Consider the following 25,278-nt stretch of genomic DNA (forward strand, 5'->3'; position numbering starts at 1 on the left):
TCTTCGTATAAAACTACTCTCTTATTTTGTTCGGATTATGTTTTTACTTGAGAATATAAAATATTCCTCTTATTATCTTTTTTAAAATCAATAAAATAACTTAATGAGAAAAGTAGTAATATCCGGCATGATCGGCAATGCTTTAGAATGGTATGATTATGCATTATATGCTCAATTTGCTTATATTATAGGGCAGCATTTTTTTTCGGATTCAAAAATGCGAGAGACTTTAACTTTTGCGGTATTTGCTGCAGGCTTTATAGTACGACCGCTCGGCGGTATTATTTTCGGTAATATCGGTGATAGATCCGGCAGACGTACCGCTTTGGTAATAGGTGTTATAACTATGGCAATACCGACTGCCGGGATAGGTCTCTTACCAGGCTATAAAACTATAGGTATTGCCGCTCCTATTATTTTAACTGTTATAAGACTCATACAAGGGTTTTCTTTAGGAGGGGAGTTTAGCGGCTGTATTTCGTATATTGTAGAACATGCTTCGTTCGAGCAGCGAGGACTTGCGGGGAGTAGTTCATTCGTTAGTATGTGCGGCGGTATGCTGCTTGGACTTGCTACAGCAGCCAGTTTTTCTTATTTTATGCCCGCCGATATGCTATTTGAATGGGGCCGGAGAATACCTTTTATTGCCGGTTTATTTATTAGCTCTGTAGGTTTATATATTAGAAAAAACCTAGCAGAAAGCCCTATTTATAAAAAAGCTAAGGAAACAGGGCGTTTAGCACGTTTTCCTTTACGAGAAACATTAACAAAATACCCAAAAGAACTAATTATCGCACTTGGTCTTTATATTACCGTAACTGCTCCTTTTTATACCTCTACGGTTTTTATCGGTAATTTTATGCAAACGCTTGGTTATACTAGTCAGCAAAGCACAATTGTTAGTAGTATAATATTAATCGTAATGATGATAGTATTTCCTATATCTGCGTATGTTTCGGATAAAGTGGGGCGGCGTCCTGTACTAATATGGGGGATTATCTTGTTAATTTTATCAGTCTATCCTATTTTTCTAGCCTTAGGATCAATGAACTTTACTTTAGCTATAATATCTCAAGTAATATTTGCTGGAATTATCGCTATTTATATGGGACCTATCCCAACGGTTTTAGTAGAGATATTTCCAACTAGCATAAGATTTACCGGTGTTGCACTTTCATACAACCTTGCAGCTGCTATATTTGGCGGTACTGCTCCAATGTTAGCAATGATATTAACGAAAGTTACCGGAGACAATTATGCTATTGCATATTATTTAATTGCACTTGCTTTGTTATCTTCTATAATCCTAAAATTCTATAAAGAAACATATAAAAAGAATTTGGTCAGCTAATCATGAGTGAAATTTTTGAAGTACCGGACGGTGAAAGTAAGGTTTTACTCCATTGTTGTTGTGCTCCGTGCGTTAGTCCTTTAATGGAGAAAATGATCGATACTGGTATTAAGTTTACGCTTTTTTTCTATAATCCTAATATTCATCCTAAAAAAGAATATGAGCTTCGTAAGAATGAAAATATTAAGTTTGCCGAGAAGCATAATATAGAATTTATCGACGCAGATTATGATCCGCAAAATTGGTTTAGGCGTGCTAAAGGGATGGAGTTTGAGCCTGAGAGAGGTAAACGCTGTACAATGTGTTTTGATATGCGTTTCGAGCGTACGGCTTTATATGCTTATGAAAACGATTTTAAGGTTATAACTAGTTCGCTTGGTATTTCTAGATGGAAAGATATGAACCAAATTAATGAATCAGGGATTAGAGCCGCATCTCATTATGAGGGGATAACATATTGGACTTACAATTGGCGTAAAGACGGTGGTGCTAGTAGGATGTATGAAATCGCCAAAGAAGAGAATTTTTATAAGCAAGAATTTTGCGGCTGTGTTTATTCTTTCCGTGATACTAACGATTGGCGTGTAGCTAATAACCGCCCTAAAATCGAGATCGGTAAGGAGTATTATTAAGAACTTTGTGTTATGCTATTTCGTCATTGCGAGCAGCCGTAGGTCTTGTTGCGTAGACCGGTCATTGTTCTTTATGTCATTCCCGCAAAAGCGGGAATCCATCATAAAGCGAGATGGCCCCAGCTTTTAATTTTAAAAATTGCTGTATTTATATTTTTTGGATTCCTGCTTTCGCAGGAATGACATAAAACGAGCCATGCAACAACGCCGAATAAATCACAGAATGACAGCGGCGAAATTAATCCACGCAGGAATGACATTGTATGCTTTTTCTGAGCCATACAACAAAGCTGCGTGACATTGTACAAAAGTGCATATTTGATAAATAAGCATATAAAAATTTGTTTTTTATATGCTTTACTAGATTCCCGCTTCTGCGGGAATGACATAATAACCATAATTATTTATGAAAAAACTATCATTTCAGCAAATTATACTAACCTTGCAAAATTACTGGCAGGATTACGGCTGTGCAATCTTGCAGCCTTACGATGCTCATGTTGGAGCAGGTACATTTCACCCTGCAACGGTACTTAGATGTCTTGGCTCAAAACCTTGGTCTGTTGCATATGTTCAGCCATCAAGAAGACCAGGCGATAGCAGATACGGCATGCACCCTAACAGAATGCAACATTACTATCAGTTTCAGGTCATCTTAAAGCCATCGCCGGATAATATTCAAGATTTATATTTTAAAAGCTTAGAATGTTTAGGCATAGATTTAAAAACGCATGATATTCGTTTTGTTGAAGATGATTGGAAGTCGCCGACGCTCGGGGCTTGGGGGCTTGGTTGGGAGGTATGGTGTGACGGTATGGAAGTATCCCAATTTACTTATATGCAGCAAATCGGTGGTATTGAATGCCGTCCCGTTGCCGGTGAAATCACTTATGGGCTTGAGAGGCTTGCATTATATATTCAAGGTGTCGATGAAGTAAAGGAACTGGATTGGAATGGGCAGGTAGGAGAAAAAGCTTTAAAATACGGGGAAGTTGATTTTGAGGCTGAACGACAATACTCAAAATATAATTTAGAGCTTGCAGATAGTGAGATGTTAGTACGACATTTTAAAGATAGCGAAGAACAATGTGAGAGGTTAATAAAAGAAAATGTACCACATGTTGCTTATTACGAATGTACAAAAGCAAGCGATGCCTTTAATCGATTAGATGCACTTGGGGTAATTAGCGTTACTGAGCGTGCCTCTTATATTTTAAGAGTACAGCACTTAACTAAAATTTGTTGTATGAAATGGTTGGAGTTAAGCGGTGAGTGAATTATTATTAGAGCTATTTAGTGAAGAAATACCTGCATTCATGCAAAAAAATGCTGAAGAGGGTTATTTAAACATATTCACGAAAATTTTTGAAGAAAACGAAATATTTGCAAAAGTACAAGCATTTGTAGGACCTCGTAGGATAACATTGTATGCTACCCACTTACCGAAAGTAACTTTACCGAAAGAAACGGAAATTAAAGGACCGAGCATAGATGCTCCGGAAGCTGCAGTTAATGGGTTTTGTACAGCTCATAATGTTAGTAAATTAGAGCTTTCTACTAAATTAATTAATAATCAGCTATATTATTTCTTTGTCAAAAAGACAGAAGAAAGAGAAATAAAAGAGATTTTGCCGGAGATTATTATAGATGCTATTAATAAATATAGCTGGGCAAAATCGATGTTTTGGGGTGATTACAAAATAAAATGGGTTAGACCACTGCGTAACATTTTATGCATATTTGATAGCGAAGTACTACCGCTGCAATTTGGGCATTTAACCGCTAATAATATTACGTACGGGCATCGCTTAACTGATAATAAAAAATTAAAAGTAACAGATTTTGAGGATTACAAAAACAAGCTTTCAGAAAATCACGTTATTTTAGAAAGAACAAAGAGAGAAGAAATAATTAAAACAGGCTTATTGGAACTGGCAAATTCTCATAATCTAAACATAAAAGAAGATAATCGTTTAATTGAAGATGTAGCAGGGCTGAGTGAATTTCCTGTTGTATTGCTTGGAAAAATCCCACAAAAATTCTTAGAATTACCTAAGGAAGTGCTAATTTCTTCGATGCGTACGCATCAGAAATATTTTTGTTTATTTGATAAAACAGGAAATTTTGCACAATATTTTCTGTTTGTAAGTAACGGCAGATCTGCAAATGCTGAACTTGTTATTCAAGGTAACGAGAAAGTACTATCAGCAAGGCTTTCGGATGGTTTATATTTTTATAAGCAGGATATAGCTAAAACTTTAGAATCAAGATTAGATAAGCTAACAAATGTTACATTCCATGCAAAACTTGGTAACTTAAGAGAAAAAGTTGAGCGTATAACCAAAATTTGCGGTCATATAGCTTCAAACAATAGCAATTTAACTACGGCAGCTAGACTTTGCAAAAGTGACCTCGTTTCTGAAATGGTTGGAGAGTTTCCTGATTTACAAGGTATTATGGGTTATTATTATGCAAAGCATGAAAGGCTAAATGAAGCAATAGCCGCTGCAATTAGAGACCATTATAAACCGCAAGGTTTAAGCGATAATGTACCAAGTGGAAATACAGCTTTGCTTGCTTTAGCCGATAAGCTAGATAGTTTAACCGGTTTAATGATAGCAGGCGAAGCTCCAACAGGCTCAGGTGATCCATATGCCTTAAGACGTCAAGCTCTTGGTATAATAAGAATAATACTTGAAAATAAATTAGAGCTAAATTTAAATGATTTAATTATTTTTTCCTTAAAGTTATATAGAAATTCAGCAGATAAAGATTTAATAACATCTTTCTTTGAAGAAAGAGCAAAATTTTACTTTAAAAATGAATATGATATTTTATTAATTAATGCTGTTCTTGACTTAAATTTAGTAGATACAAAATTTAAGCTTGAGGCGTTAAAAGAATTTTTAATAGAAGACGCAGGCAAGCAATTATTAAATGCTTACAAACGAGCTAGCAATATAATCGGTAATCAGAAAATTACCGGCTTAGTTGATGCGAGTCTCTTTAGTACACAACCTGAAAAAGAATTATTTGAAGTAATGCAAAAAATTTCCCCACAAATTATAGATAGTATAGCTGATAAAGATTACAAGAAAGCCTTAAATTTATTATCGTCTCTATTAACTCCTATTGCTAGCTTTTGTGATAATGTACTCGTTAATGATCCTGATCCAAAAATCGCAGAGAATCGCTTATCGTTATTACAGAATATTTGCGGGTTATTTGATAAGATAGCCAAGTTTAACCGCTTATGATTGAAACTTTCCTATGTCATTCCTAGCTAGAAGCAGTGTTGTTGCATGGCTCAAAAAGCCCGCTCGGTGTCATTCCCGCGAAAGCGGAAATCCAGTGTAAAGCGAGATAAATCGAGCTTTAAAAAAGTCTTTTAAAGATCTTTAAAGTACTGGATTCCCGCTTCCGCAGGAATGACATAAGTGAGTCACGCAACAACGTCGCTAGAAGCGGGAATGACATAGAGAAGCAGATATATAACAAAACCAAAATAACTAAATTAATGTTCAGTAAAGCAGTTCAATTTATAAAATCCGGTAAAGTGGTTGTTTTTCCAACTGAAACAGTTTATGGAATCGGAGCGGATGCTACTAATAATGAAGCTTGTTTAAAGATTTTTCAGTTCAAAAACCGTCCTGCTATTAATCCGCTTATCGTGCATGTCGCTTCTGTAGAGCAAGCAAAAGCGATAGGTGAATTTAATGAACTTGCTGCAAAAATAGTAAAGAAATTTTGGCCTGGACCGCTATCTATAGTTGTCCCTTTAAAAGAGAATGCAAATATTGCCTCGGCAGTGACTGCAGGATTAAATACCATAGCACTTCGTATGCCGTCTTATTATATAGCATTAGAGCTTATCAGACAATCAGGTGTACCTATAGCTGCCCCAAGCGCTAACCCTTCAAACTATATTAGTCCGACTAATAGTGAGCATGTTGCAAAGCACTTTTCGAAAAACCCCGAAATTTTTATTTTAGCACCTGAAATCTATCAATCTGAATATGGTTTAGAGTCAACGATCATCGATACTACAACTGTTACTCCTACTATTCTTAGAGAAGGGTTTATAACTGCTGAAATTTTAGAGAAAGTACTTAAGGTAAAAGTTTTTAAAGCATCAGAAACAAATGATATAAGGGCTCCAGGCATGCTTGCAAAGCACTATTCTCCTAATGTGCCGGTTAGATTAAATGCTACAAATTTAGAGGATAGAGAAATTGGATTAAATTTTGGCAATAGTAATCTTACGGGAAAATTTTCATTAAATCTAAGCCTTAAAGGCGACCTTATAGAAGCTGCTGCAAATCTTTATGCATATTTAAGAATCCTCGACGATTATGCTGCCTCTTATGATGCACGAGGTATAGCTGCTAGCCCTATACCTCAAGTGAATATAGGAGCTGCGATTAATGACCGCCTGAAACGTGCCGCAACATCATAAATTTCGGCGTTCTATTTTCTTTAATAGCTTTTTGATGATATTTGGTAATTATATAATTATCGTGCGGTTTTAAATAATCATGTCTATTCATAATTTCAAAATTACCGTTCTGTTCTATTAGCTCTATTGCCTCATAAAAATAATTTTCGATATCGGAAGCAAATATTAAATTACCGTTATCTTTTAGCTTATCTTGTAAAATCTTAAGACGCTCCTTATTGAAAATACGTTTCTTTTTTTGCTTATTTTTTATCCATGGATCGGGAAATAAAATATAAATACCGTCAAGGCTATTATTTGGTAAATCGTTTAATATAAAATCTAAATTGTTAGGAAATAATAAAAAATTTGTGATATTCTGCTCACTCGCAAGCTTTAAAACATTTGCAACGCCGTTTAAATATACCTCTACCCCGATAAAAAGTGAATCAGGATTCATTTTGGCTTGGTTAATGAAATGCTCGCCCATACCAAAACCTATTTCTAAAAAGATTTTACGTTTTTCATCAATAAGCTTTTCTTTGGAAAATAAATATTTCGGTAGTTCGTCATCTAATAAATTTTGTTGCAGCCCTGATAAGCTTTTACCGATTCGCCTTGCATATGACCGATTTAAATGTATACCCGTTGAACTTAAAAAATTGGCTACATCATCTTTATAAGTCCTCGGATGCTCACGTATTAGTATACGCTCCGCTCCTCGGCTTACAGACTCCTTGCTCTTTTTCAAGTGGAACTTCGTATACCAACTCTTTATTTCACGATAGTATGCTTGAGATATTTCTATTACCCTGTGATGCGACTGCAAATCTTGATAAATATTGTCAATATTATAGCCATAATCCAAAAAGATTTTGCTAACTCTTTCTGCTTGATTAAAGCCTATCTCTAATACTAACTTACCGTTTGGTTTTAAGAATTTTTTTGCATTTTCGGCAATTATGCGGTAAGCCTGCAAGCCAACTTCTTCAGCAAATAATGCAAGATGCGGCTCGTGGTTCAGTGTCTCAATTGCCATCTCTGATTTTTCACTGTGTGATATATATGGTGGGTTGCTAACTATAAAGTCAAACCTCTGATCCTTTATATTCTCAAACCAATTACTTTGAATAATCTGAATGCGATCCGTTATGTGATGTTTAAGAGCATTGTTCCTTGCAACTTCTATTGCATCAAGACTTATATCGGTGGCAATTACATTAGCATTGGGTAGTTCGCATAATATGCTGATAGCAATGCAACCGCTACCTGTACCGAGTTCGAGGATGCTGAGGAGTTTGTCATTGCGAGCTTCTTTTATGTCATCCCCGCGAAAGCGGGGATCCAGTTGCTGTTTTAATGTTTTTTCTGGATTCCCGTTTTCGCGGGAATGACATAGAGGAGTATGGGAATGACATTGAGGGCTATGGGAATAACGCTGCAACATAACATTCACCAACAATTCAGTATCGTTTCTTGGAATTAACACATGTTTATTAACAATAAAGTCACGTGAGTAAAATTCTTTAACACCTGTAATATAGGCTATCGGTTCATGCTTTAATCTTCTCTCTAACAGTTTTTCAAAAGCTTCTATCTCAACTTCATTTAACTGCTCATCAAGATTAATAAGCAAATACTTAATAGGTTTATTTATAACATGCCGTAGTAAGATTCGTGCTTCTAATTGCGACGAACTGATGCCTATTCTATTTAATTTATCTGATGCTTTACTCAAGACTTGTTTTATAGAATATTGCACGGGATAGGTCCAACTCCTATAACTTCTAATATTGCTTTATATATTGTTTGCACAATGATAGGACTGCAAATAGTTAGAGGACCTAAAATTAACCGTTTATTATCTATACTACGTATTTGGTCTATTAAAAGATCTGAATCTCTTTCTAATTTATTATGAGCTTTAATACGAATTCGTAAAGGGAAAGCATCGTCTATTAAATTAGTTGTTAGCGGAATGATTAAAGTAGAAGGATGTTTTGCGTCCAATAATACTTGATCTTGAATAATCAATACAGGTCTTGTTTTACCAAGCTCACTACCAACTCTAGGATTTAAATCGGCAAGCCAAATTTCTCCGAGATTAATTTTTAGGGTCATGCTCTATATTAGAAAATTCAGAATTTATTTTCATGCTTACTTTTCTTGTACGCATACTAATTGCAAATAATTTTTCTTTCCTTTCTTGCTCATATAGGCTTTTATTCATAGTTTCAATAGATCTTCTAATATATTGACTACGTGAAATATGAAGTTTTTTAGCCCTTTTAGCTACTTCCTCGGCTAAATCATTGGGTAATCTTACAGTAAGTGCAGACATAACTCTTAAGTATTACAATTATAAACACATAGTGTAATTATAGTTGTAATACAATTTATGTCAAGTTCTCATTTTCTACCTAGATTTTTCATCTCTAAAATATCTTCTATACTACCCAAAGGAGCTTGTTTCTTAAGTTCAATGAATTTGTGCAATGCATCGGTGGCTGTAATCTCCTCCATATCCCTTGGCAGCTCACAAGAAAATTCCATAATCTCATTATTAGTCGGATGAGTAAAACTTAAATACCAAGAATGCAGAGCTTGACGTTTAAAATCGATTAATTTTGCTTTTAGTTCAGACGGTGAATGAGCAATTTTCCGGTCGTTATTGCCGTAAGTTTGGTCGCCTACTACCGAATGCTTTAAATGGCTTAGCTGCACCCTGATTTGATGAGTTCTGCCGGTACTAAGTTTGCATTCCACCATACTAATAGTACCCTTGTGAAACAGCTCTAGAGTCTTGTAATGCGTCACGGCTCCTTTACCACCGTATTTTAATATGGTCATTTTTTGACGATCTACTCGGCTACGACCGATATTATTCTTAATGACTCCTTCTAGCGGGTTAATCACTCCCCAAACTAAAGCTTTATATTTCCGTATTACCTGCCTTTGCTCTATCTGATTTGCAAGCAGCATATGGGCTTTATTATTTTTAGCAACTACCATTAAGCCCGTAGTATCTTTATCCAAACGATGCACTATCCCGGGTCTTTCTGCTGAACCTATATCCGATAGATTCTTCGTATGATAAAGTAATGCATTAACAAGCGTATCGTCATAATGTCCTGCCCCTGGGTGTACCGTCATACCCGCAGCTTTGTTAATTACTATCAAATCCTCATCTTCATATATTATATCGAGTGCTATATTTACTGCTGCAATTTTTAGCTCTTCAGGTTCTTTAAAAGAAAATAATATAACATCATTCTCCTTGACCAAAACATCAGGATCAGAAATAATTACATCATTAACTAGTACTTGCGAATTCCTAATAGCTTTTTGGATTTGGTTTCTAGAAACAGGGTAATTCAGAAAACTTGATACAAGCGAATTTTGCAGGTCTCGCCTGTGCTCACGTATTAATATACGCTCCGTAGGCTCACTTTGAAATTCATCTTGTCTGAAATTTTCTGAATTACCCTGTACATTCTTAAAAAGATGTAATAAAGCTTTGTCGAGTCTTGTATTATTTAGTTCGTGTGGTACGGAATATTTTAACATATTTTATTTTAAGATAATGAATGATACACTTAAATGGTTAGATGCAATCGGTGTTGAATATTACTGCTCTGAGTATCCGCCGAAATTAAAAGTGAGTAATAATACCAAGCTACAGCTAAATTCAGGAAGCTTCAGACAGGATGAATTTCAAAGCGAGCCTACGGAGCGCATATTAATACGTGAGCACAGGCGAGACCTGCAAAATTCGCTTGTATCAAGTTTTCTGAATGACGTTGCAACCGAAAAGCCACAAGTAAAACTTATGTCTACAAAAGAAACTGCATTCAATATGAATGATAAAGTTCACGATAATATAACCCTAGCAAGATCTCTTGCCGATAAAGCTAATAATATCGAAGAACTAAAAGAATCTCTACTAAATTTTAATGGTTGTGAACTTAAGAAATTTGCTACTAATACGGTTTTCGGTGATGGTAATTTGGAAGCTAAAATTATGTTAATAGGCGAAGCTCCTGGAAGTACTGAGGATTTGAAAGGAATACCTTTTTGCGGTGAAAGCGGCAATTTACTTGATAATATGCTGCATGCTATCGGAATTTCACGGAAAAATAACGCTTATATTACTAATACGGTATTTTGGCGTCCTCCCGCTAATAGACAGCCAACACTCGAAGAAGTCGATATTTGTAGACCGTTTGTCGAGAAACATATTGCTCTTATTAACCCGAAGCTAATTATTCTAGTCGGTAGCACGGCTGCAACTAGCTTACTTGGAAAAAATTCGGGTATTACTAAAATTAGACAAGAATATTATTGTTATACCAATAAATATCTATACGCTCCTATCCAAACTACGGCAATTTTCCATCCTGCTTATTTACTTCGCCAACCTATGCAAAAACGTACCTCTTGGTATGATTTACTAAAGATTAAGGAGTATCTTGCAAATAAAGATTTGGTTACTAGCTAAACTTTTATATTACGTAACTAATTTTAGTTGCTTATGTTAATAAATAATGCTATAGTTATGTTATAATTAAAAAAATATTAAATTGAGTTCAATAGATATACTTATTAAAAGATTGAAATCAAAGCCAAAAGACTTTACTTGGGATGAGTTAACTAGACTGCTAGGTAGCTTACATTTTGAAGAACTTAAAACGGGTAAACCGGCGGTTCTAGAAGGAAATTTTATAATAAAAAACAGCTTTAATTATTAACCTACATAAGCCTCACCCTAAACCAATTATAAAACCTTATTTAATTGAACAAATAATTAAAAAATTAGAAGAAGAGGGGCTAATATGATAAAAAACGATTTTATGAGTTATAAAGGTTATTTAGGATCAGTACATTTTGACGCTTCAGAAGAATCATTTTTTGGCAAAGTAGAATTTATAAGAGATTTAATAACTTATGAAGGCTCTGATGCTAAAACTTTAGTGAAGTCATTTCGTGAAGCTATAGATAGTTACTTAGAAGATTGTAATATAGTCGGTAAAATTCCCGATAAACCGTTTAAAGGTAGTTTTAATGTTAGAATCGAGCCTGAATTACATAAAGAAGTAAGCCTGTATGCTATGCAACACGGTTATACCTTAAATGGAATAGTCAAAAAAGCTTTAAACGAATTTATCAAATGTTAGAAATATTTACAGCACCTAATAAGCTTTAATTCTTTATGTAAATCAACATTCTTATATTTATTCAAATTGTTTCTTGCTTTTTCTATACTTGAATGAAAGGTTGAAACTATTAATTCTGTTATATTTAATTGTTACTTCATCCCCTATTTTAAGTTTTAATTTTTGTCTTATTTTGATAGGAATTGCAAGCCTACGGTTATTATCAATATAACTTTTCTGCACTATCATAAAAATAACTAAATTTATTAAATTAAAAATTTCTTAGATTTTACTATTTTAAATAAAATTAATCAATTTAATAAATAAACTTATACAATTCGTACTGATTTCATATAATTCATTTCTAATTTTCTGAAATTAAGGTTATATTGATATATAACAACAAAGGGTATATCCATATGACCAATGAAAATAATAATGATTCAGAATTTGCCGAATTAAAAATCAGAGGAAAAATATTTAAATTACCTATACTTAAAGCAAGTATTGGTGAGGATGTAATTGATATAAGCAGGGTATCTTCGGAAGCCGATTGTTTTACTTATGATCCGGGCTTTATGTCTACTGCTTCTTGTCAGTCTACTATCACTTATATAAACGGTGATAAAGGAATCTTGCGACATCGAGGATATGACATTAAAGATTTAGCCGAGAAAAGTGATTTTTTAGAAGTGGCATATTTGCTAATCTATGGAGAATTACCAAGCATCGAGCAGTATAATAATTTCACTAAACAGGTTGCTCATCATTCATTAGTGAATGAAAGATTACACTATTTATTTCAAACCTTTTGTAGCTCTTCTCATCCTATGGCTATTATGCTTGCGGCCGTTGGTTCTCTTTCAGCATTTTATCCTGATTTACTGAATTTTAAAGAAGCAGACTACGAACTTACCGCTATTAGAATGATTGCTAAGATACCAACTATCGCCGCAATGTCTTATAAATATTCTATAGGGCAACCGTTTATTTATCCTGATAATTCGTTAGATTTTACTGAAAATTTTCTGCATATGATGTTTGCAACGCCTTGTACAAAATATAAAGTAAATCCAATAATAAAAAATGCTCTTAATAAAATATTTATTCTGCATGCTGACCATGAGCAGAATGCTTCTACTTCAACAGTCCGAATTGCCGGCTCATCTGGAGCTAACCCTTTTGCTTGCGTAAGTACAGGGATTGCCTCACTTTGGGGACCTGCCCACGGCGGGGCTAATGAAGCGGTAATAAATATGCTTAAAGAAATCGGTAGTTCTAAGAATATTCCTAAATATATAGCTAAAGCTAAGGATAAAAATGATCCGTTTAGGTTGATGGGCTTTGGTCATCGTGTCTATAAAAACTATGACCCGCGTGCCGTAGTACTTAAAGAAACTTGCAAAGAAGTATTAAAGGAACTCGGACAGCTAGAAAACAACCCACTCCTGCAAATAGCAATAGAACTTGAAGCTATCGCTCTTAAAGATGAATATTTTATTGAGAGAAAATTATACCCAAATGTTGATTTTTATTCAGGTGTTATCTATAAAGCTATGGGTATACCGTCGCAAATGTTCACGGTACTTTTTGCAATAGCAAGAACCGTAGGCTGGATGGCACAATGGAAAGAAATGCACGAAGACCCTGAACAAAAAATTAGCAGACCTAGACAGCTTTACACCGGTTATGTACATAGAGAGTATAAAGGTATCGGGGAGAGGTAAACATTATCGTCATTGCGAGGAGCCATAGGCGACGTGGCAATCTAGAAAATAATTAAAAAATTCTATAAATCAGAATTTTTTACTGGATTGCTTCGTCAATTGCTATGCAATTTCCTCGCAATGACGGAAAACCAGTCCACGCACTCTTTCGCAATGACGTTGAAAATATAAATCATATGAATTTTATTGATGAAGTTAAAATATATATAAAAGGTGGGAATGGTGGCAATGGTTGCGTTAGTTTTCATCGTGAGAAATTTATTGATAGAGGCGGACCGGATGGCGGTGACGGCGGACGTGGCGGTAGTGTTATTTTCAGGAGTAATCACCATCTTAATACGCTAGTAAATTATCGATATAAACAACATTTTACCGCAGAAAACGGTGAAAACGGTAAAGGTTCACATAGAAGCGGTAAATCAGGAAAATCGTTAGTTCTTGATGTTCCAATCGGTACTCAAATCTTTTCCGAGGACGGCAATATATTATTGCATGACTTCACTGAGGGTGACCAAAGCTTTGAAATAATTAAAGGAGGAAGCGGCGGTCTTGGTAACAGCCATTTCAAAACGTCGGTTAATCAAGCTCCAAGAAAGCGTACGGAAGGGGAAATTGCTGAAGAAATGTGGATTCATTTAAGCTTAAAACTCCTCTCTGATGTTGGGCTTGTGGGGTTGCCGAATGCTGGTAAATCTACTTTTTTATCGGTTGTAACGGCAGCTAAGCCTAAAATTGCCGATTATCCCTTTACTACTTTAGTGCCGAATCTTGGAGTGGCGTATGTTGATGACGAAGAGTTTGTTATAGCCGATATTCCTGGCTTAATTGAGGGGGCTCATCAAGGTCACGGACTTGGCGATAAATTCTTAAAGCATATAGAAAGATGTATTGTATTAATACATTTAATAGACGGCTCTAGTAATGATGTAATGGCAGATTATAATACAGTACATCTTGAGCTTGAATCATATTCCGATTATCTAAAAAATAAAATCGAAATCATATGTCTTAATAAATGTGATGTTCTTACCGATGAGGAAATACAAGAAAAAATAAATGAGTTGCAGAAAGCTACTAATAAAGAAGTTTTTCCTATCTCTGCCTACACTAATCTAGAGGTAAATAAAATAGTTAAACTAGCCTTAAAGACTATAAAAATCAGGAGTAATATATTGCCGGAGCTAAGAAAGACGGGCATTGCTCACCGCACGGACCGGCTTTCCGTCATAGCGAGGAAAATTACGGAGTAATTGACGAAGCAATTCAGTAAAAAATCCTGATTTACAGAATTTTTTTAATCTTTTTCTGGATTGCAACAATGCTTCGCTCCTCGCAATGACGGTTTTGATATCTACGCAACAATACCCGCTCGCAATGACGATTAGGTGTCCACGCAATATATCCACTCGCAATGACATTAATAAACCTTAAATCAAAGTAATACGTTGCTCTTCTGCCTCTAGATATTTCTCTAGCTCTTCCTTAGTATATTTCTTTTCTTTAAGCTTTATTTCGTTATTAAATATATATTGTACAGCTTTATCTTCTAAGGCAGGACCTTTAAGTCCTTCAATTGCTCTAGGATTATTTTTATAAAAATCAAATATCATATTTTCCTGCCCAGGAAAATTACGTGCTTGTTGCATAATAACTTTTCTTAAATCATCGGGCTCTAATTGCAAATTTTTAGATTTTGCGTACTCAGCAAGTAATAAGCCTATTCGCACACGGCGTAGGGCTAATTTATTATAATATTCTGTTATTTCTTTAGGGGATTTATCTTTTAATAATGATTCATCTTGGCCATTTTTATCGGTTTCGGACTTTAGAATATTTTTTTCTTGTTCTAATAAAGATTCCGGTACGTCAAAATCTAACAATTTTTCTAACTTATCAAATAAGTTCATTTTCATTATAGTATTAATAGCTTCTTCCGATTCGTTTTCTATTTGTTTAGCAAAATGTGTACGCAATTCTTCAAGGCTATTACTTTGGAATTTTTCAGCAAACTCCTCATCAATAACGGTAGGTTCTGCAGTATGTACTGCTTTAATTTGTACCGCAAAACGAGCAACTTTACCTGCTAAATCTTTAGCATGGTAATTTTCAGGAAAAGTAACATTAACATCAACTTCACTACCTGTTTTAGAACCTATTAATTGTTTCTCAAAACCTGGAATAAGTGCATTACTACCTATTACTACCTTAAAATCATTTAATTTACCGCCTTCAAAAGCTGCATCCTTGATGTACCCGATTGCATCAATAGTAACCTGATCTCCATCTTTTATTTTTGCTTTACTTTCTCTAGTATAGCTTTTTGTTAGTGCGGCAAGTTTTTCTAGTTGTTCTTCAACATCTTTAGAGTTTACTTCTAATTTTGGGCGATCTAGTGAGATTTTCTTTAAATCCGGAATAGTAATTTTAGGTAATAGCTCTATTTTTACGGTATATTCTAAAGCCTTATCGGGTTCGTTTTGCAATTCTTCAATTTTGGGTCTACCGATTATATTTAGATTATGCTCTTTAATAACGTGATTTACCGAAAGGTTAATTCTTCTTTCTATTATATCATTTCTGACGGAAGTACCGTATTTTTTCTTAACAATTGAAACCGGTACTTTACCGGCTCTAAAACCTGCTATTTTAACTTTTTTGGTTAAATCAAGTAATTCTTTTTGAATATCGTCATCTATCTCACTTAAAGGAGTAGAGATTCTTGCATGAAAATCCAATCCTTCGTTTTTTAATACAGTAATTCCCATTTTAATAATCCATTAATTCTGTACATAGTTTGCTAATCAAAATAAACTAATGAGCCGAAATATGCAATAGTTTTTGTAAGCTCATCGGTATTGCTTAGTAACTATCTATATTGTCGTGGGCTAAGAGACTGAAAGCGTTGTTGTGTGTATACTATGTCATTCCTAGCTAGAAGCAGGAATCCAGTAAAACCTAAAAAAACTTGTTTTTTAGGTTTATTTCATTAATTAACATGTAATTTTTGTACTAGTATTAAGGTTGTTTTCTGGCTTCTCGCCTACGCGAGTAGGTCTTGTTGCATAGATCGGTAAAACCTACTATGTCACCTAGCTCGCTTGACGACGGGGCCCATAAAAATAATAAAAAATACTAATATATTAGTATTTTTAACTGGATCCCGTGGTCAAGCCACGGGATGACAGAGGTGAAATTGATCCACGCAACAATGCCACGCGGGAATGACATAAAACGAACCATGCAACAAAGTTGCAAATTCCTCACAATGACGTGAAGTTATGCAATAAGATTCAAGCGTACTTCTTCGTTTAGTTCTTTTGTAGAAGATAATTCTATATCAAGTTCGGCAAATATATGCACTAAGGCTATAGATAAATCATTTATCATTTTATCGGTATGGGCAGGGGTTGGGATGATTCGGAGGCGTTCCGTACCTCTCGGTACGGTTGGAAAATTGATATGTTGAACGTAAATACCATATTCATTAAGGAGCATATTTGAGGCACTAGCTGCTTTAATCGGATCACCAATAATTATCGGCACTATATGACTTTCATTTTTCAAATAAGGTATATTAAAATTTTCAAAAGAATTTTTAAGTTTTGTAACTACTTCTTGATGTTTTATTCGTTCTTCATTCGATTCTTTAAGATGTCTAATACTATGCGTTGCAGCGGTAGAAATTACCGGCGGTAATGAAGTAGTGAAAATAAATCCTGGAGCGGTTAGCCTTATAGCATCGACTAAATTATGGTTGCTAGTGATATAACCGCCGATAGTGCCGTATGCTTTGGCAAGTGTACCTTGAATAATATCGATTTGATCGCTACAATTAAGAAGCTCGGCAATACCGCCTCCATGTTTACCGTATAAACCGACCGTATGAACTTCATCGATAAAGGTTAAAGCATTATATTTTTTGGCTAAGTTAATTATATCTTTGATAGGTGAGAAGAAACCGTCCATAGAGTAAGCCGATTCAAAAACAATAATTTTCGGTCTATTAATATCGACTGATTGTAAAAGCTCTTCTAGATGCTTAACATCTAAATGTCTATATATATATTTCTCGGCTCTTGAACTTGTAACTCCTGCAATTATTGAAGCATGATTTAGTTCATCGGAGAAAAATACTATACCCGGCATGATTTTAGCAAGACTTGCAAGCGTTGTATCATTTGCAACAAAACCGGATGTAAAAACTAAAGCTGCTTGCTTTTTGTGTAAATCTGCAAGCTCTTTTTCAAGCTCAAGAATGGCAATATTATTACCGCCGATATTGCGAGTTCCACCTGATCCAACACCGTATTTTAGCAAGGCATCTATAGAAGCTTGCATTACTTTTGCATGCTTACTCATACCCAAATAGTCATTAATGCACCACATAACTATTTGTTTATTAGCGTGTTCTGCAAAAGGAAAATTATCGGCTTGTCTTTTTAAGGCTTTAAATTCTCGATATCTTCCTTCGCTCTTAATTTTGTCTATATGTTTGCTAAATATAGTATCGTAATAAGACATTAGAACTATTATTTGTTTGAAGTTTTTTATGTGAATTGTATACCCGTCATTGCGAGCAGTCGTAGTACTTGCATGGCAATCTCGTCAAATATCCTGAGATTGCTACGTCGAATTACTATATAATTCTCCTCGCAATGACGATATCTAAGCAACCATTCTACATTAAAATTAAAAAAGTTTAAAGTTATAATATAGCTTTTTGTACAATATCGTTTAATCTTTTTGAAAATGCACCGGTATCAGCAACCGGTTCGCCCTCTAAAATACAGGCTTGATCAAATATTAGATTAACCAATTCTTCATTATTTTTATTATCTACTTTTAAATCATTAAAGATTTTCTTTATGATTTTATTTTTAGGATTTAGCTCTAAATTTTTGGCAGATGCAGCAGCTATTTGTTTCTGCTCAATCAAAAATCTCTCCATACGAATATCCATAGCAGCGTCGCTAACGGCAAGACAAGCAGGGCTTGAGGTTAGTTTTTTAGAGATCTTAACTTCTTTTACTAACCCCCCAAGTGTTTCTTTAAAATAATCGGTTAGCGATTTATATTCGTCATCGGTTTTTTTACTATCTGCATTTTTCTCCTCAGATTGTGAAGTAGTTTGCTCTACATCGATATCGCTTCTTGTTGCTGATTTAATAGTATGTCCTTTATATTCGCTATTAACATTTACCCAAAAATCATCCACTGTATCGGTAAAAAGTAATACATCGATATTTTTACTAAGTAGTCCTTCGATTTGCGGGCTTGAAAGTAATTTATCGGGATTATCCCCGCTTAAATAATATATAGTATTCTGCCCCTCTTTAAATCCTGCTATATATTCGTCAAGGCTAATCATTTTATTATGCAAGGCACTTCTGAATATACATACCTCTAATAATTTTTCATGATCGGTTGTAGCCTCGCATAAACCCTCTTTTAAAGCACCTCCGAAATTAGCCCAAAACTTATTATATTCTTCAGGTAATTCCTCTTTCTTTTTCTTAAGCTCGCCAAGTACTCTTTTTGTAATAGCATTTTTGATTTTCTCAAGTACGCTATTATGTTGCAGTGATTCACGACTAATATTTAATGGTAAATCTTCTGAATCGACTACCCCTCGTAAAAACCTTAAATATGACGGGATTAAATCAATATTCTCATCGGAAATAAATACTCTTTTTATATATAATTTTACACGCCTTTTGCGATCAGGATGGAATAAATCAAATGTTTTGCTTGAGGGAATGAAAAGTAGGTTAGTAAATTCTATAGCTCCCTCATTTTTATTATGCAGAGTAACCCATGGATCATCTATAGCATAAGATAAGCTTTTGTAGAATTCTTTATATTGTTCTTCCGTAATTTCTGATTTCGGTCTTGTCCATAATGCAGAAGCTGAATTAAGCTGGATTTCATTATTACCGGCCTCATCAAAGAAATATATCGGTACTGCTATATGATCGGAATAGCTTTTAACGATGTGTTTTAATCTAAAATGATCAAGGAATGTATCTTCTTCCTTTTTGATATGTAAAACGATTTCCGTGCCTCTTGTGAATTCTTTATCCGAATCTGAAACAATGTACTCGCCAAGCCCGTCCGATTCCCAAACATGGACTTTATCTTCCCCGGCTTTTCTTGAAGTTACAGTCACTTTATCGGCTACCATAAAGCTTGAATAAAATCCAACACCAAACTGACCGATTAGCATATTATCCTTTTTAGAATCACCAGAAAGGCTTTTAAGAAAATTTGCTGTACCTGATCTTGCAATAGTACCGAGATTTTCAATTAAATCGTCTTTATTCATGCCGATACCGTTATCGCGGATGATGATTTGTCCTTTATCTTTATCGACTTTAACCGTAATTTTAAAATTGCTATCGCCAGCTACTAATGCACTATTACTTTGAGATAAATAACGTAATTTATCGCAAGCATCCGAAGCATTAGAAATTAACTCTCTCATAAAAATCTCTTTATTACTATAAAGAGAGTGAATCATTAAATTTAAAATCTTGCCAACCTCGGCATCAAATTTCTTTTTTTCTTGTGTCATATTAAACCAATTTATAAATTCTTGTTTTTAGCTTTGTTACTAAGTCAGTTTTTTCGTCATTGCGAGAAAAAATTGAAAATTTTGACGAAGCAATCTCAGGAGTTTGTTATTATTTCATGAGATTGCCACGTCGCTTCGCTCCTCGCAATGACGACTGGGAGTCCACGCAAGCAAGCCTTTCTCGCAAGGCGTTGTTGCGTGGAGATTAAAAAAAGTCAATATAGCGCTTAGAGTATAAAAATAATTAAATTTTATATAATTCTAAAAGCTATATTGAGCTTTCCCAAGGGCAATCATTTCATTTAATATATTTATCTTAGTAATTACTTCGTTTTTTCTTCCTTTCTCTGTTTTTTGTTGTAAGTTAAAGCCAAACGTTCGCTTCAACCTAAACATAAACGATTCAACCCTTGACCTTTGATGATAGCCGCTATTAATTTTCCATGCTTTTAAACCTTCATCAAAATTTTTATATTCTCTAATTCCTTTTATTACTTTATCTCTGTAAGCTAAATGTTCTTTCTCTACCTTGCTTTTATTCTTTAATTCATCTTGTGACTTAGATGTTCGTGCTGGGGGCATTAAATCTTGTGCTCCCCAATCATATATTATCTTTCTAAACTCCTGCGTATCATAAGCTCCATCTGCTATAACGGTTTTAGCTTTGCCTGTTATCTCTTTGCTCATATCACCAACAACTTCACAGTCGTTTGTGTTACTATCCGTATAGGCTACAGATAGTACTTCCATACTATCTAAATCGACTGCTACATGTATCTTCTTCCACTGTTCTCTCTTACGATATAATCCATCCTTACCGTATTTCCTTTGATGCCACCCACTGGTGCTATATACATTTACTCCGGTACTATCAAATACTATCTCTTTCCCTGAACCTTTCTCTTGTACTCCAATATTTTTTACTCGTAACTTTAGCTTACTAGCGATTCTTGATGCATGGGCATAATCCGGTATTCTTAAATCCTTACCCGCAAATATTTTGCTAAACATTCCTTCTGCAAATCCGCTTGTTGCTCGCCATGGCAATCTTAATAACAGCTTAATTGTTAGCAAATATTCATACATCTTGCTATTATATCTTCTCGCTCCTCCTTGCCTCTGTTCCCCTCCATAATATAACTCTTTTAAATATTCTTCACAAAATGTGAAAATTATTGTTCCTCTTTTCTTTAAACTTCTGTTATATTCTTTCCAGTTGCAAACTTTTTGTAGCTTTGACATACACACTTGTGGTTAAGTTTTTTGTCGATTTACTACTTTTCTTAGTTCGCAGCTACTTTTTTTATATCTACGCAACAAGGTCTTGCAGGAATGACGGTTTTGGTATCTATGCAACAAGGCTTTTAGTCGCTCGCAATGACGATTTTGGCATCTTGTAACAAAACTTTATTTATTTAATATAGGAATTAATAATTAAATTTAAATAGTCTTCGTCAATATTTTTTATCAATATCGTTTTTAAGCTATGAGTATGACCTTTAATAATTTCTATATCCTTGCGTGATAATTTCCATTCTTTTGCTAGATAATTTATGATTTCTTCATTAGCTTTACCTTGCTCCGGTGTTGCTTTTATAGATAATTTTAAATATGGGATATTATTGATAATTACAAAACCGCTAATTAGATTCTGTTTAGAATTAGGCTTTACTTTAAGATTAAGTAAAACCTGATGTGAAGAAGAATTGTAATTATAGAATTTATTCATTATGTTATTTATCACATTTATTTATGATAATAAAAGAATACTTGAAAAAAACTATTAAAACTGATATAAAGTTTACCGTAAATGTTTAGCACCCTTAGCTCAGCTGGATAGAGCAACAGATTTCTAATCTGTGGGTCAGAGGTTCGAATCCTTTAGGGTGCGCCATTCTTCATTTTTCAGTATTTCTACAAAAATATCAAACCGCAAATGCAGCATAAAATCAAGCTTTTTGCCGTTTAATGAAAGATTCAATAAAACTAATTTTTATTAATTGCCTTTCACCAAATCTCTAAACTAAGCAGCTTTTCTTCTAAATAGTAAATTAAAAAGAAATATTAATAATTTAATTAAGCAACAAGTCGCCTTAATTTCATTCATTTTTAACTGCGAGACCGGTGCATTTCAAGCATCAACCTTGCGACAAAAACTGGTCGTGCCTCCGTATTGCAGTTTAGAGTAAATAGTCTATAATCCTCAAACAGTAATAAGAGAGAATTATAGTTAAGGAGTTATGGCAAAAATAGATGTTAAGTGTAGATATTGTAACAACACAGAAGAAGTAATAAAGTCAGGATATTCAATTTCAAAACAACAGAGATATCAATGCAAGCGGTGTAATCGATATTTTCAATTGGAGTATATTAATAATGCATCTAAGCCTGGAGTTAAGGAGCAAATAGTAGAAATGTCAATCAACGGCTCTGGAGTTAGAGATACAGTAAGAGTATTAAAAGTGGGTATCAATACAGTTATCCGTGTTTTAAAAAAATCTAGTATTAAAAAACAATAAATCATTCTATCAGTACAACAGAAGTAATTATTGCTCCTGAGATAGATGAACAATGGGGCCATGTGTAATAGTTGAGATTTAATCTTACATTTAGTAAAATTAAGATAATATTAAATGGAGGATTAGAGATGAATCTAAATCAAAAAATAATAAAGCCAAAAATAGGATTACTAGAATTAGCTAGGAGTCTTGGTAGTATATCGTCAGCATATAAAGCTATGGGTTACAGTAGAGACAGTTATTATAGGTTTAAAGAGTTATATGAAACAGGAGGAGAAGAAGCATTATATGAGATTAGTCGGAAGAAGCCAATTATAGCGAATAGAGTTGATCCTGCCGTAGAGAGAGCAGTATTAGATATGGCAATAGAATACCCCGCTTATGGTCAGCTGCGAGTATCAAATGAGCTTAAAAAGACTGGTATTCTTGTATCACCTGGAGGAGTTAGACCTATTTGGCTACGTAATGATTTAAATAATATCAATAAAAGACTTAAAGCATTAGAAGCCAAAATGGCTCAGGATGGTATTGTTCTTACCGAAGCTCAGTTACAAGTATTAGAGAAACGGCGTAGCGAGAAAGAAGCTCATGGTGAGATTGATACACAGCATCCAGGTTATCTAGGATGCCAAGACACATATTATGTAGGTAATTTTAAAGGCATAGGCAAGGTATATTCTCAAGTGTTTATTGATAGTTACACTCGGGTTGCAGAGGCTAAACTATATACTGATAAAACAGCACTTACCGCTGCTGACATGCTTAATGATAGAGTGTTACCATGGTATGAGAGTCAGCAAATACCAGTACTTCGTATTTTAACTGATAGAGGTGGTGAGTATAAAGGTAATATAGAACATCATGCTTTTGAATTGTTCTTAAGCATTGAGGGTATTGAGCATACTACTACTAAAGCATATTCTCCTCAAACAAATGGTATGTGTGAACGTTTTAATAAAACTATGAAACAAGAATTCTTTGATACTGCTATGCGTAAAAAGATCTATACTGATCTTGATGATCTACAACTAGATCTTGATATTTGGCTAGAATATTATAATAATGAAAGACCGCATTCCGGTAAATATTGCTATGGAAAAACACCTATGCAGACTTTTATGGATAGTAAAAAGTTAGCTGTTGAAAAGAATAACGAAATCTTATATCTTGAATACTCATCTGACAGTCATAACTTATCAGACATTCAGATATAATTTTTATAATGTCTGTAAGATTAAATCTTGACTTCTACACTGAAAACACGGTTAAGTGTAAGTCTGCATTTTTTAATACTTCTTTTATTAATTCTTCAGCGGTTTGTTTATGATCATTTTTTATAGCGGCGTATACAGCAACCTCCGTAGCTTGTATTTTTAAAAATACTTTCTTTGTATTGCGAGTTATTAATTTTGTTTGATTTAAAACCATATAAATAAGAATTTTTCCCTATTTGATAGTCATAAATATTTTTGGATATTTTTGTAATTTTGTATCTATCAAGCAATTTATTACTTATAAATTCTTCATAGTTATAAATTAATAAATAATGCCTGCATAGTATTTTGCATAGCGATTATTTCATTTTTTGGAGATAAATAATTTAATAAATAAACCACCATTTCTACAGTAGACTTAACATTTTTTACCGGAGCAATAGAGTCATATAATAATTGTAAGTCTAGATTTGTTTCTGACACACATGATAATTCTTTAGAAGTATTCGTGGTGGCCAAAATGGTTTTACCTTCAGGAAAAGCAATAGCTTGGGGATTATTGGGTTTAGATTGTAAAGCTCCTTGATTCATCATAATTAACCAATTATTAATTTTTTAGTAAACTAAATACTATTTTGATTTTTTGTAAATAGTGTTAAATATTGAAAGTTACAATACGGAACGGAGGTTATACTATTGGCAAGTAGATAGGAGTAATACTATGGTTATTAATACTCTGCTTTTACAAAATAAAGTCCGGTTGCGGGAGCAGTAGGACCGGCGACTTTTCTATCTTTGGCTTCTAGAACATCTTTAATTTGTTCCGCCTGCCAAACATTCTTACCGACAAGCACTAAACTACCGACAATATTACGCACCATATGATGCAAAAATGATGGGGCTGAAAGATATAATTTTATTTCTTCATCTTCTTTAACAATATTAAGTTCAGTTAAAGTTTTAATCGGTGATTTTGATTGACATGAGCTAGCCCTAAAGGAAGTAAAATCATGTTTGCCTAATAGATAAGCGGCAGCTTTTTGCATAGCTAGAATATCTAAAGACGAACTAATCCACCATGCTCTATTTAAATCAATTACGGATGGATAAGACCTATTAATAATTCTATATATATAATGACGGGAGGTAGCTGAAAATCTAGCATGAAAACTATTGGAGGCTAATTCACAATTCCATACTCCTACAGCATACGGTCTTGCAAAATAGTTAATAGCCGTAATAATTTTGTGAGGTTCTAAATGTTTTGAAAGATCAAAATGTGCTACTTGACCTATAGCATGAACACCGGCATCTGTCCTTCCTGACCCAAACAATATTACTTGTTCACCGGAAAATTTATAAATCGCTTCTTCTAGTATTTGTTGTACCGACATTACTCCTGCTTGCCTTTGCCAACCTGCAAGATTCGTGCCTAAATATTCAATGGTAATCTTATATCGATACATAAAGGGATTGTTATTGTCATTCCTGCGAAAAAGATACCTAAGCCGTCATTGAGAGCAAGCATTGCCCGCGTGGACCAAAAAATCCGTTCGATATCATTCCCGCGTAGGCGAGAATCCAAAAAAAGTATAAATACAGCAAATTTTTGAAATTAAAAGCTCGATTTATCTCGCTTTATGCTGGATTCCCGCCTACGCAGGAATGACATAACA

22 protein-coding genes, 1 tRNA gene and 4 pseudogenes are annotated in these 25,278 nt (G+C 34.2%); 15 read left to right on the plus strand and 12 right to left on the minus strand.

All coding sequences use genetic code 11. The features are described 5' to 3' along the window. The first annotated feature begins 103 nt into the window (after positions 1 to 103). The 5 genes from AC0ODJ_RS01650 (at position 104) to AC0ODJ_RS01670 (ending at position 6,439) form a co-directional block, all read left to right on the plus strand. Complete coding sequence (locus AC0ODJ_RS01650; protein WP_474464743.1) at positions 104 to 1,351, plus strand: MFS transporter; 1,248 nt, start codon at positions 104 to 106, stop codon at positions 1,349 to 1,351. 2 nt (positions 1,352 to 1,353) lie between these two features. Continuing rightward, complete coding sequence (locus AC0ODJ_RS01655; RefSeq protein ID WP_218460516.1) at positions 1,354 to 1,983, plus strand: epoxyqueuosine reductase QueH; 630 nt, start codon at positions 1,354 to 1,356, stop codon at positions 1,981 to 1,983. Positions 1,984 to 2,389: 406 nt separating this feature from the next. Then, on the plus strand, positions 2,390 to 3,259 hold the full coding sequence (locus tag AC0ODJ_RS01660) for a glycine--tRNA ligase subunit alpha (protein WP_218460515.1): 870 nt from the start codon (positions 2,390 to 2,392) through the stop codon (positions 3,257 to 3,259). Then, a complete protein-coding gene (gene glyS, locus AC0ODJ_RS01665) occupies positions 3,252 to 5,240 on the plus strand; it encodes a glycine--tRNA ligase subunit beta (protein WP_474464746.1) in 1,989 nt (662 codons plus the stop codon). The genes AC0ODJ_RS01660 and glyS overlap by 8 nt, the downstream gene beginning before the upstream one ends. A 260-nt stretch (positions 5,241 to 5,500) precedes the next feature. Beyond that, positions 5,501 to 6,439 (plus strand): L-threonylcarbamoyladenylate synthase, encoded by a 939-nt coding sequence (locus AC0ODJ_RS01670; protein WP_218460513.1) that lies wholly within the window; start codon positions 5,501 to 5,503, stop codon positions 6,437 to 6,439. Here the strand turns inward: AC0ODJ_RS01670 and trmB are convergent. The 4 genes from trmB to AC0ODJ_RS01690 all read right to left on the minus strand — a co-directional run bounded on the left by trmB (position 6,405) and on the right by AC0ODJ_RS01690 (position 9,985). Next, a complete protein-coding gene (gene trmB, locus AC0ODJ_RS01675) occupies positions 6,405 to 8,180 on the minus strand; it encodes a tRNA (guanosine(46)-N7)-methyltransferase TrmB (protein WP_474464749.1) in 1,776 nt (591 codons plus the stop codon). The two genes, AC0ODJ_RS01670 and trmB, sit on opposite strands and share 35 nt — an antisense overlap. Then, positions 8,165 to 8,539, minus strand: coding sequence for a type II toxin-antitoxin system PemK/MazF family toxin (locus AC0ODJ_RS01680; RefSeq protein ID WP_474464751.1), 375 nt, complete (start codon positions 8,537 to 8,539; stop codon positions 8,165 to 8,167). The genes trmB and AC0ODJ_RS01680 overlap by 16 nt, the downstream gene beginning before the upstream one ends. Continuing rightward, positions 8,523 to 8,759 carry a ribbon-helix-helix domain-containing protein gene (locus AC0ODJ_RS01685; protein ID WP_218460510.1) on the minus strand — a complete coding sequence of 79 codons (237 nt, stop codon included), beginning with the start codon at positions 8,757 to 8,759 and terminating at the stop codon, positions 8,523 to 8,525. Before AC0ODJ_RS01685 ends, AC0ODJ_RS01680 begins: the two co-directional genes overlap by 17 nt. Before the next feature lie 68 nt (positions 8,760 to 8,827). After that, entirely contained in the window at positions 8,828 to 9,985 is a 1,158-nt protein-coding gene (locus tag AC0ODJ_RS01690) for an RluA family pseudouridine synthase (RefSeq protein ID WP_218460509.1), read from the minus strand. Between AC0ODJ_RS01690 and AC0ODJ_RS01695 the strand changes: the two are divergent. From AC0ODJ_RS01695 to obgE, 7 genes and pseudogenes are all read left to right on the plus strand, one after another. Then, positions 9,984 to 10,097, plus strand: a pseudogene (locus AC0ODJ_RS01695) (uracil-DNA glycosylase); the annotation flags it as partial. The gene AC0ODJ_RS01690 and the pseudogene AC0ODJ_RS01695 overlap by 2 nt on opposite strands. A gap of 126 nt (positions 10,098 to 10,223) precedes the next feature. Next, positions 10,224 to 10,916, plus strand: a pseudogene (locus tag AC0ODJ_RS01700) (uracil-DNA glycosylase family protein); the annotation flags it as partial. Between the two features lie 82 nt (positions 10,917 to 10,998). After that, positions 10,999 to 11,166, plus strand: a complete 168-nt coding sequence (locus AC0ODJ_RS01705) for a hypothetical protein (protein WP_218460507.1) — start codon at positions 10,999 to 11,001, stop codon at positions 11,164 to 11,166. Positions 11,167 to 11,250: 84 nt separating this feature from the next. Then, complete coding sequence (locus AC0ODJ_RS01710; RefSeq protein ID WP_218460506.1) at positions 11,251 to 11,592, plus strand: type II toxin-antitoxin system HicB family antitoxin; 342 nt, start codon at positions 11,251 to 11,253, stop codon at positions 11,590 to 11,592. Positions 11,593 to 11,990: 398 nt separating this feature from the next. Beyond that, positions 11,991 to 13,298 (plus strand): citrate synthase, encoded by a 1,308-nt coding sequence (locus tag AC0ODJ_RS01715; protein WP_218460505.1) that lies wholly within the window; start codon positions 11,991 to 11,993, stop codon positions 13,296 to 13,298. Between the two features lie 45 nt (positions 13,299 to 13,343). Continuing rightward, positions 13,344 to 13,435 (plus strand): annotated as a pseudogene (locus AC0ODJ_RS01720) (lytic transglycosylase domain-containing protein); the annotation flags it as partial. Positions 13,436 to 13,474: 39 nt separating this feature from the next. Beyond that, positions 13,475 to 14,455, plus strand: a pseudogene (gene obgE, locus AC0ODJ_RS01725) (GTPase ObgE); the annotation flags it as partial. 270 nt (positions 14,456 to 14,725) lie between these two features. Here the strand turns inward: obgE and tig are convergent. The 5 genes from tig to AC0ODJ_RS01750 all read right to left on the minus strand — a co-directional run bounded on the left by tig (position 14,726) and on the right by AC0ODJ_RS01750 (position 21,598). Then, entirely contained in the window at positions 14,726 to 16,063 is a 1,338-nt protein-coding gene (gene tig / locus AC0ODJ_RS01730) for a trigger factor (protein ID WP_218460504.1), read from the minus strand. Positions 16,064 to 16,574: 511 nt separating this feature from the next. Further along, a complete protein-coding gene (gene hemA / locus AC0ODJ_RS01735) occupies positions 16,575 to 17,819 on the minus strand; it encodes a 5-aminolevulinate synthase (protein WP_218460503.1) in 1,245 nt (414 codons plus the stop codon). Between the two features lie 184 nt (positions 17,820 to 18,003). Further along, the gene (gene htpG, locus AC0ODJ_RS01740; RefSeq protein ID WP_474464759.1) at positions 18,004 to 19,869 is read right to left on the minus strand and encodes a molecular chaperone HtpG; all 1,866 of its coding nucleotides are present in this window, start codon (positions 19,867 to 19,869) and stop codon (positions 18,004 to 18,006) included. A 261-nt stretch (positions 19,870 to 20,130) separates the two neighbouring features. Beyond that, positions 20,131 to 21,111 carry an IS5 family transposase gene (locus AC0ODJ_RS01745; protein WP_474464761.1) on the minus strand — a complete coding sequence of 327 codons (981 nt, stop codon included), beginning with the start codon at positions 21,109 to 21,111 and terminating at the stop codon, positions 20,131 to 20,133. Positions 21,112 to 21,280: 169 nt separating this feature from the next. Further along, positions 21,281 to 21,598 carry an A1G_07140 family DUF167 domain protein gene (locus tag AC0ODJ_RS01750; RefSeq protein WP_218460793.1) on the minus strand — a complete coding sequence of 106 codons (318 nt, stop codon included), beginning with the start codon at positions 21,596 to 21,598 and terminating at the stop codon, positions 21,281 to 21,283. 88 nt (positions 21,599 to 21,686) lie between these two features. Here AC0ODJ_RS01750 and AC0ODJ_RS01755 point away from each other — a divergent pair. The 3 genes from AC0ODJ_RS01755 (at position 21,687) to AC0ODJ_RS01765 (ending at position 23,602) form a co-directional block, all read left to right on the plus strand. After that, a tRNA-Arg gene (locus AC0ODJ_RS01755) sits at positions 21,687 to 21,763 on the plus strand. A 346-nt stretch (positions 21,764 to 22,109) separates the two neighbouring features. Continuing rightward, a complete protein-coding gene (locus AC0ODJ_RS01760; protein ID WP_474464641.1) occupies positions 22,110 to 22,388 on the plus strand; it encodes an IS1-like element transposase in 279 nt (92 codons plus the stop codon). Positions 22,389 to 22,516: 128 nt separating this feature from the next. After that, the gene (locus AC0ODJ_RS01765) at positions 22,517 to 23,602 is read left to right on the plus strand and encodes an IS481 family transposase (protein ID WP_474465598.1); all 1,086 of its coding nucleotides are present in this window, start codon (positions 22,517 to 22,519) and stop codon (positions 23,600 to 23,602) included. A 34-nt stretch (positions 23,603 to 23,636) separates the two neighbouring features. Here AC0ODJ_RS01765 and AC0ODJ_RS01770 read toward each other — a convergent pair whose 3' ends face one another. The 3 genes from AC0ODJ_RS01770 to truA form a co-directional block, all read right to left on the minus strand. After that, positions 23,637 to 23,816, minus strand: a complete 180-nt coding sequence (locus tag AC0ODJ_RS01770) for a hypothetical protein (RefSeq protein ID WP_218460290.1) — start codon at positions 23,814 to 23,816, stop codon at positions 23,637 to 23,639. A gap of 101 nt (positions 23,817 to 23,917) precedes the next feature. Continuing rightward, positions 23,918 to 24,196, minus strand: a complete 279-nt coding sequence (locus AC0ODJ_RS01775; protein WP_218460289.1) for a hypothetical protein — start codon at positions 24,194 to 24,196, stop codon at positions 23,918 to 23,920. 134 nt (positions 24,197 to 24,330) lie between these two features. Continuing rightward, positions 24,331 to 25,068 carry a tRNA pseudouridine(38-40) synthase TruA gene (gene truA, locus AC0ODJ_RS01780; RefSeq protein ID WP_218460288.1) on the minus strand — a complete coding sequence of 246 codons (738 nt, stop codon included), beginning with the start codon at positions 25,066 to 25,068 and terminating at the stop codon, positions 24,331 to 24,333. Positions 25,069 to 25,278 lie beyond the last annotated feature (210 nt).

It is taken from the genome of Rickettsia senegalensis (assembly GCF_056135685.1).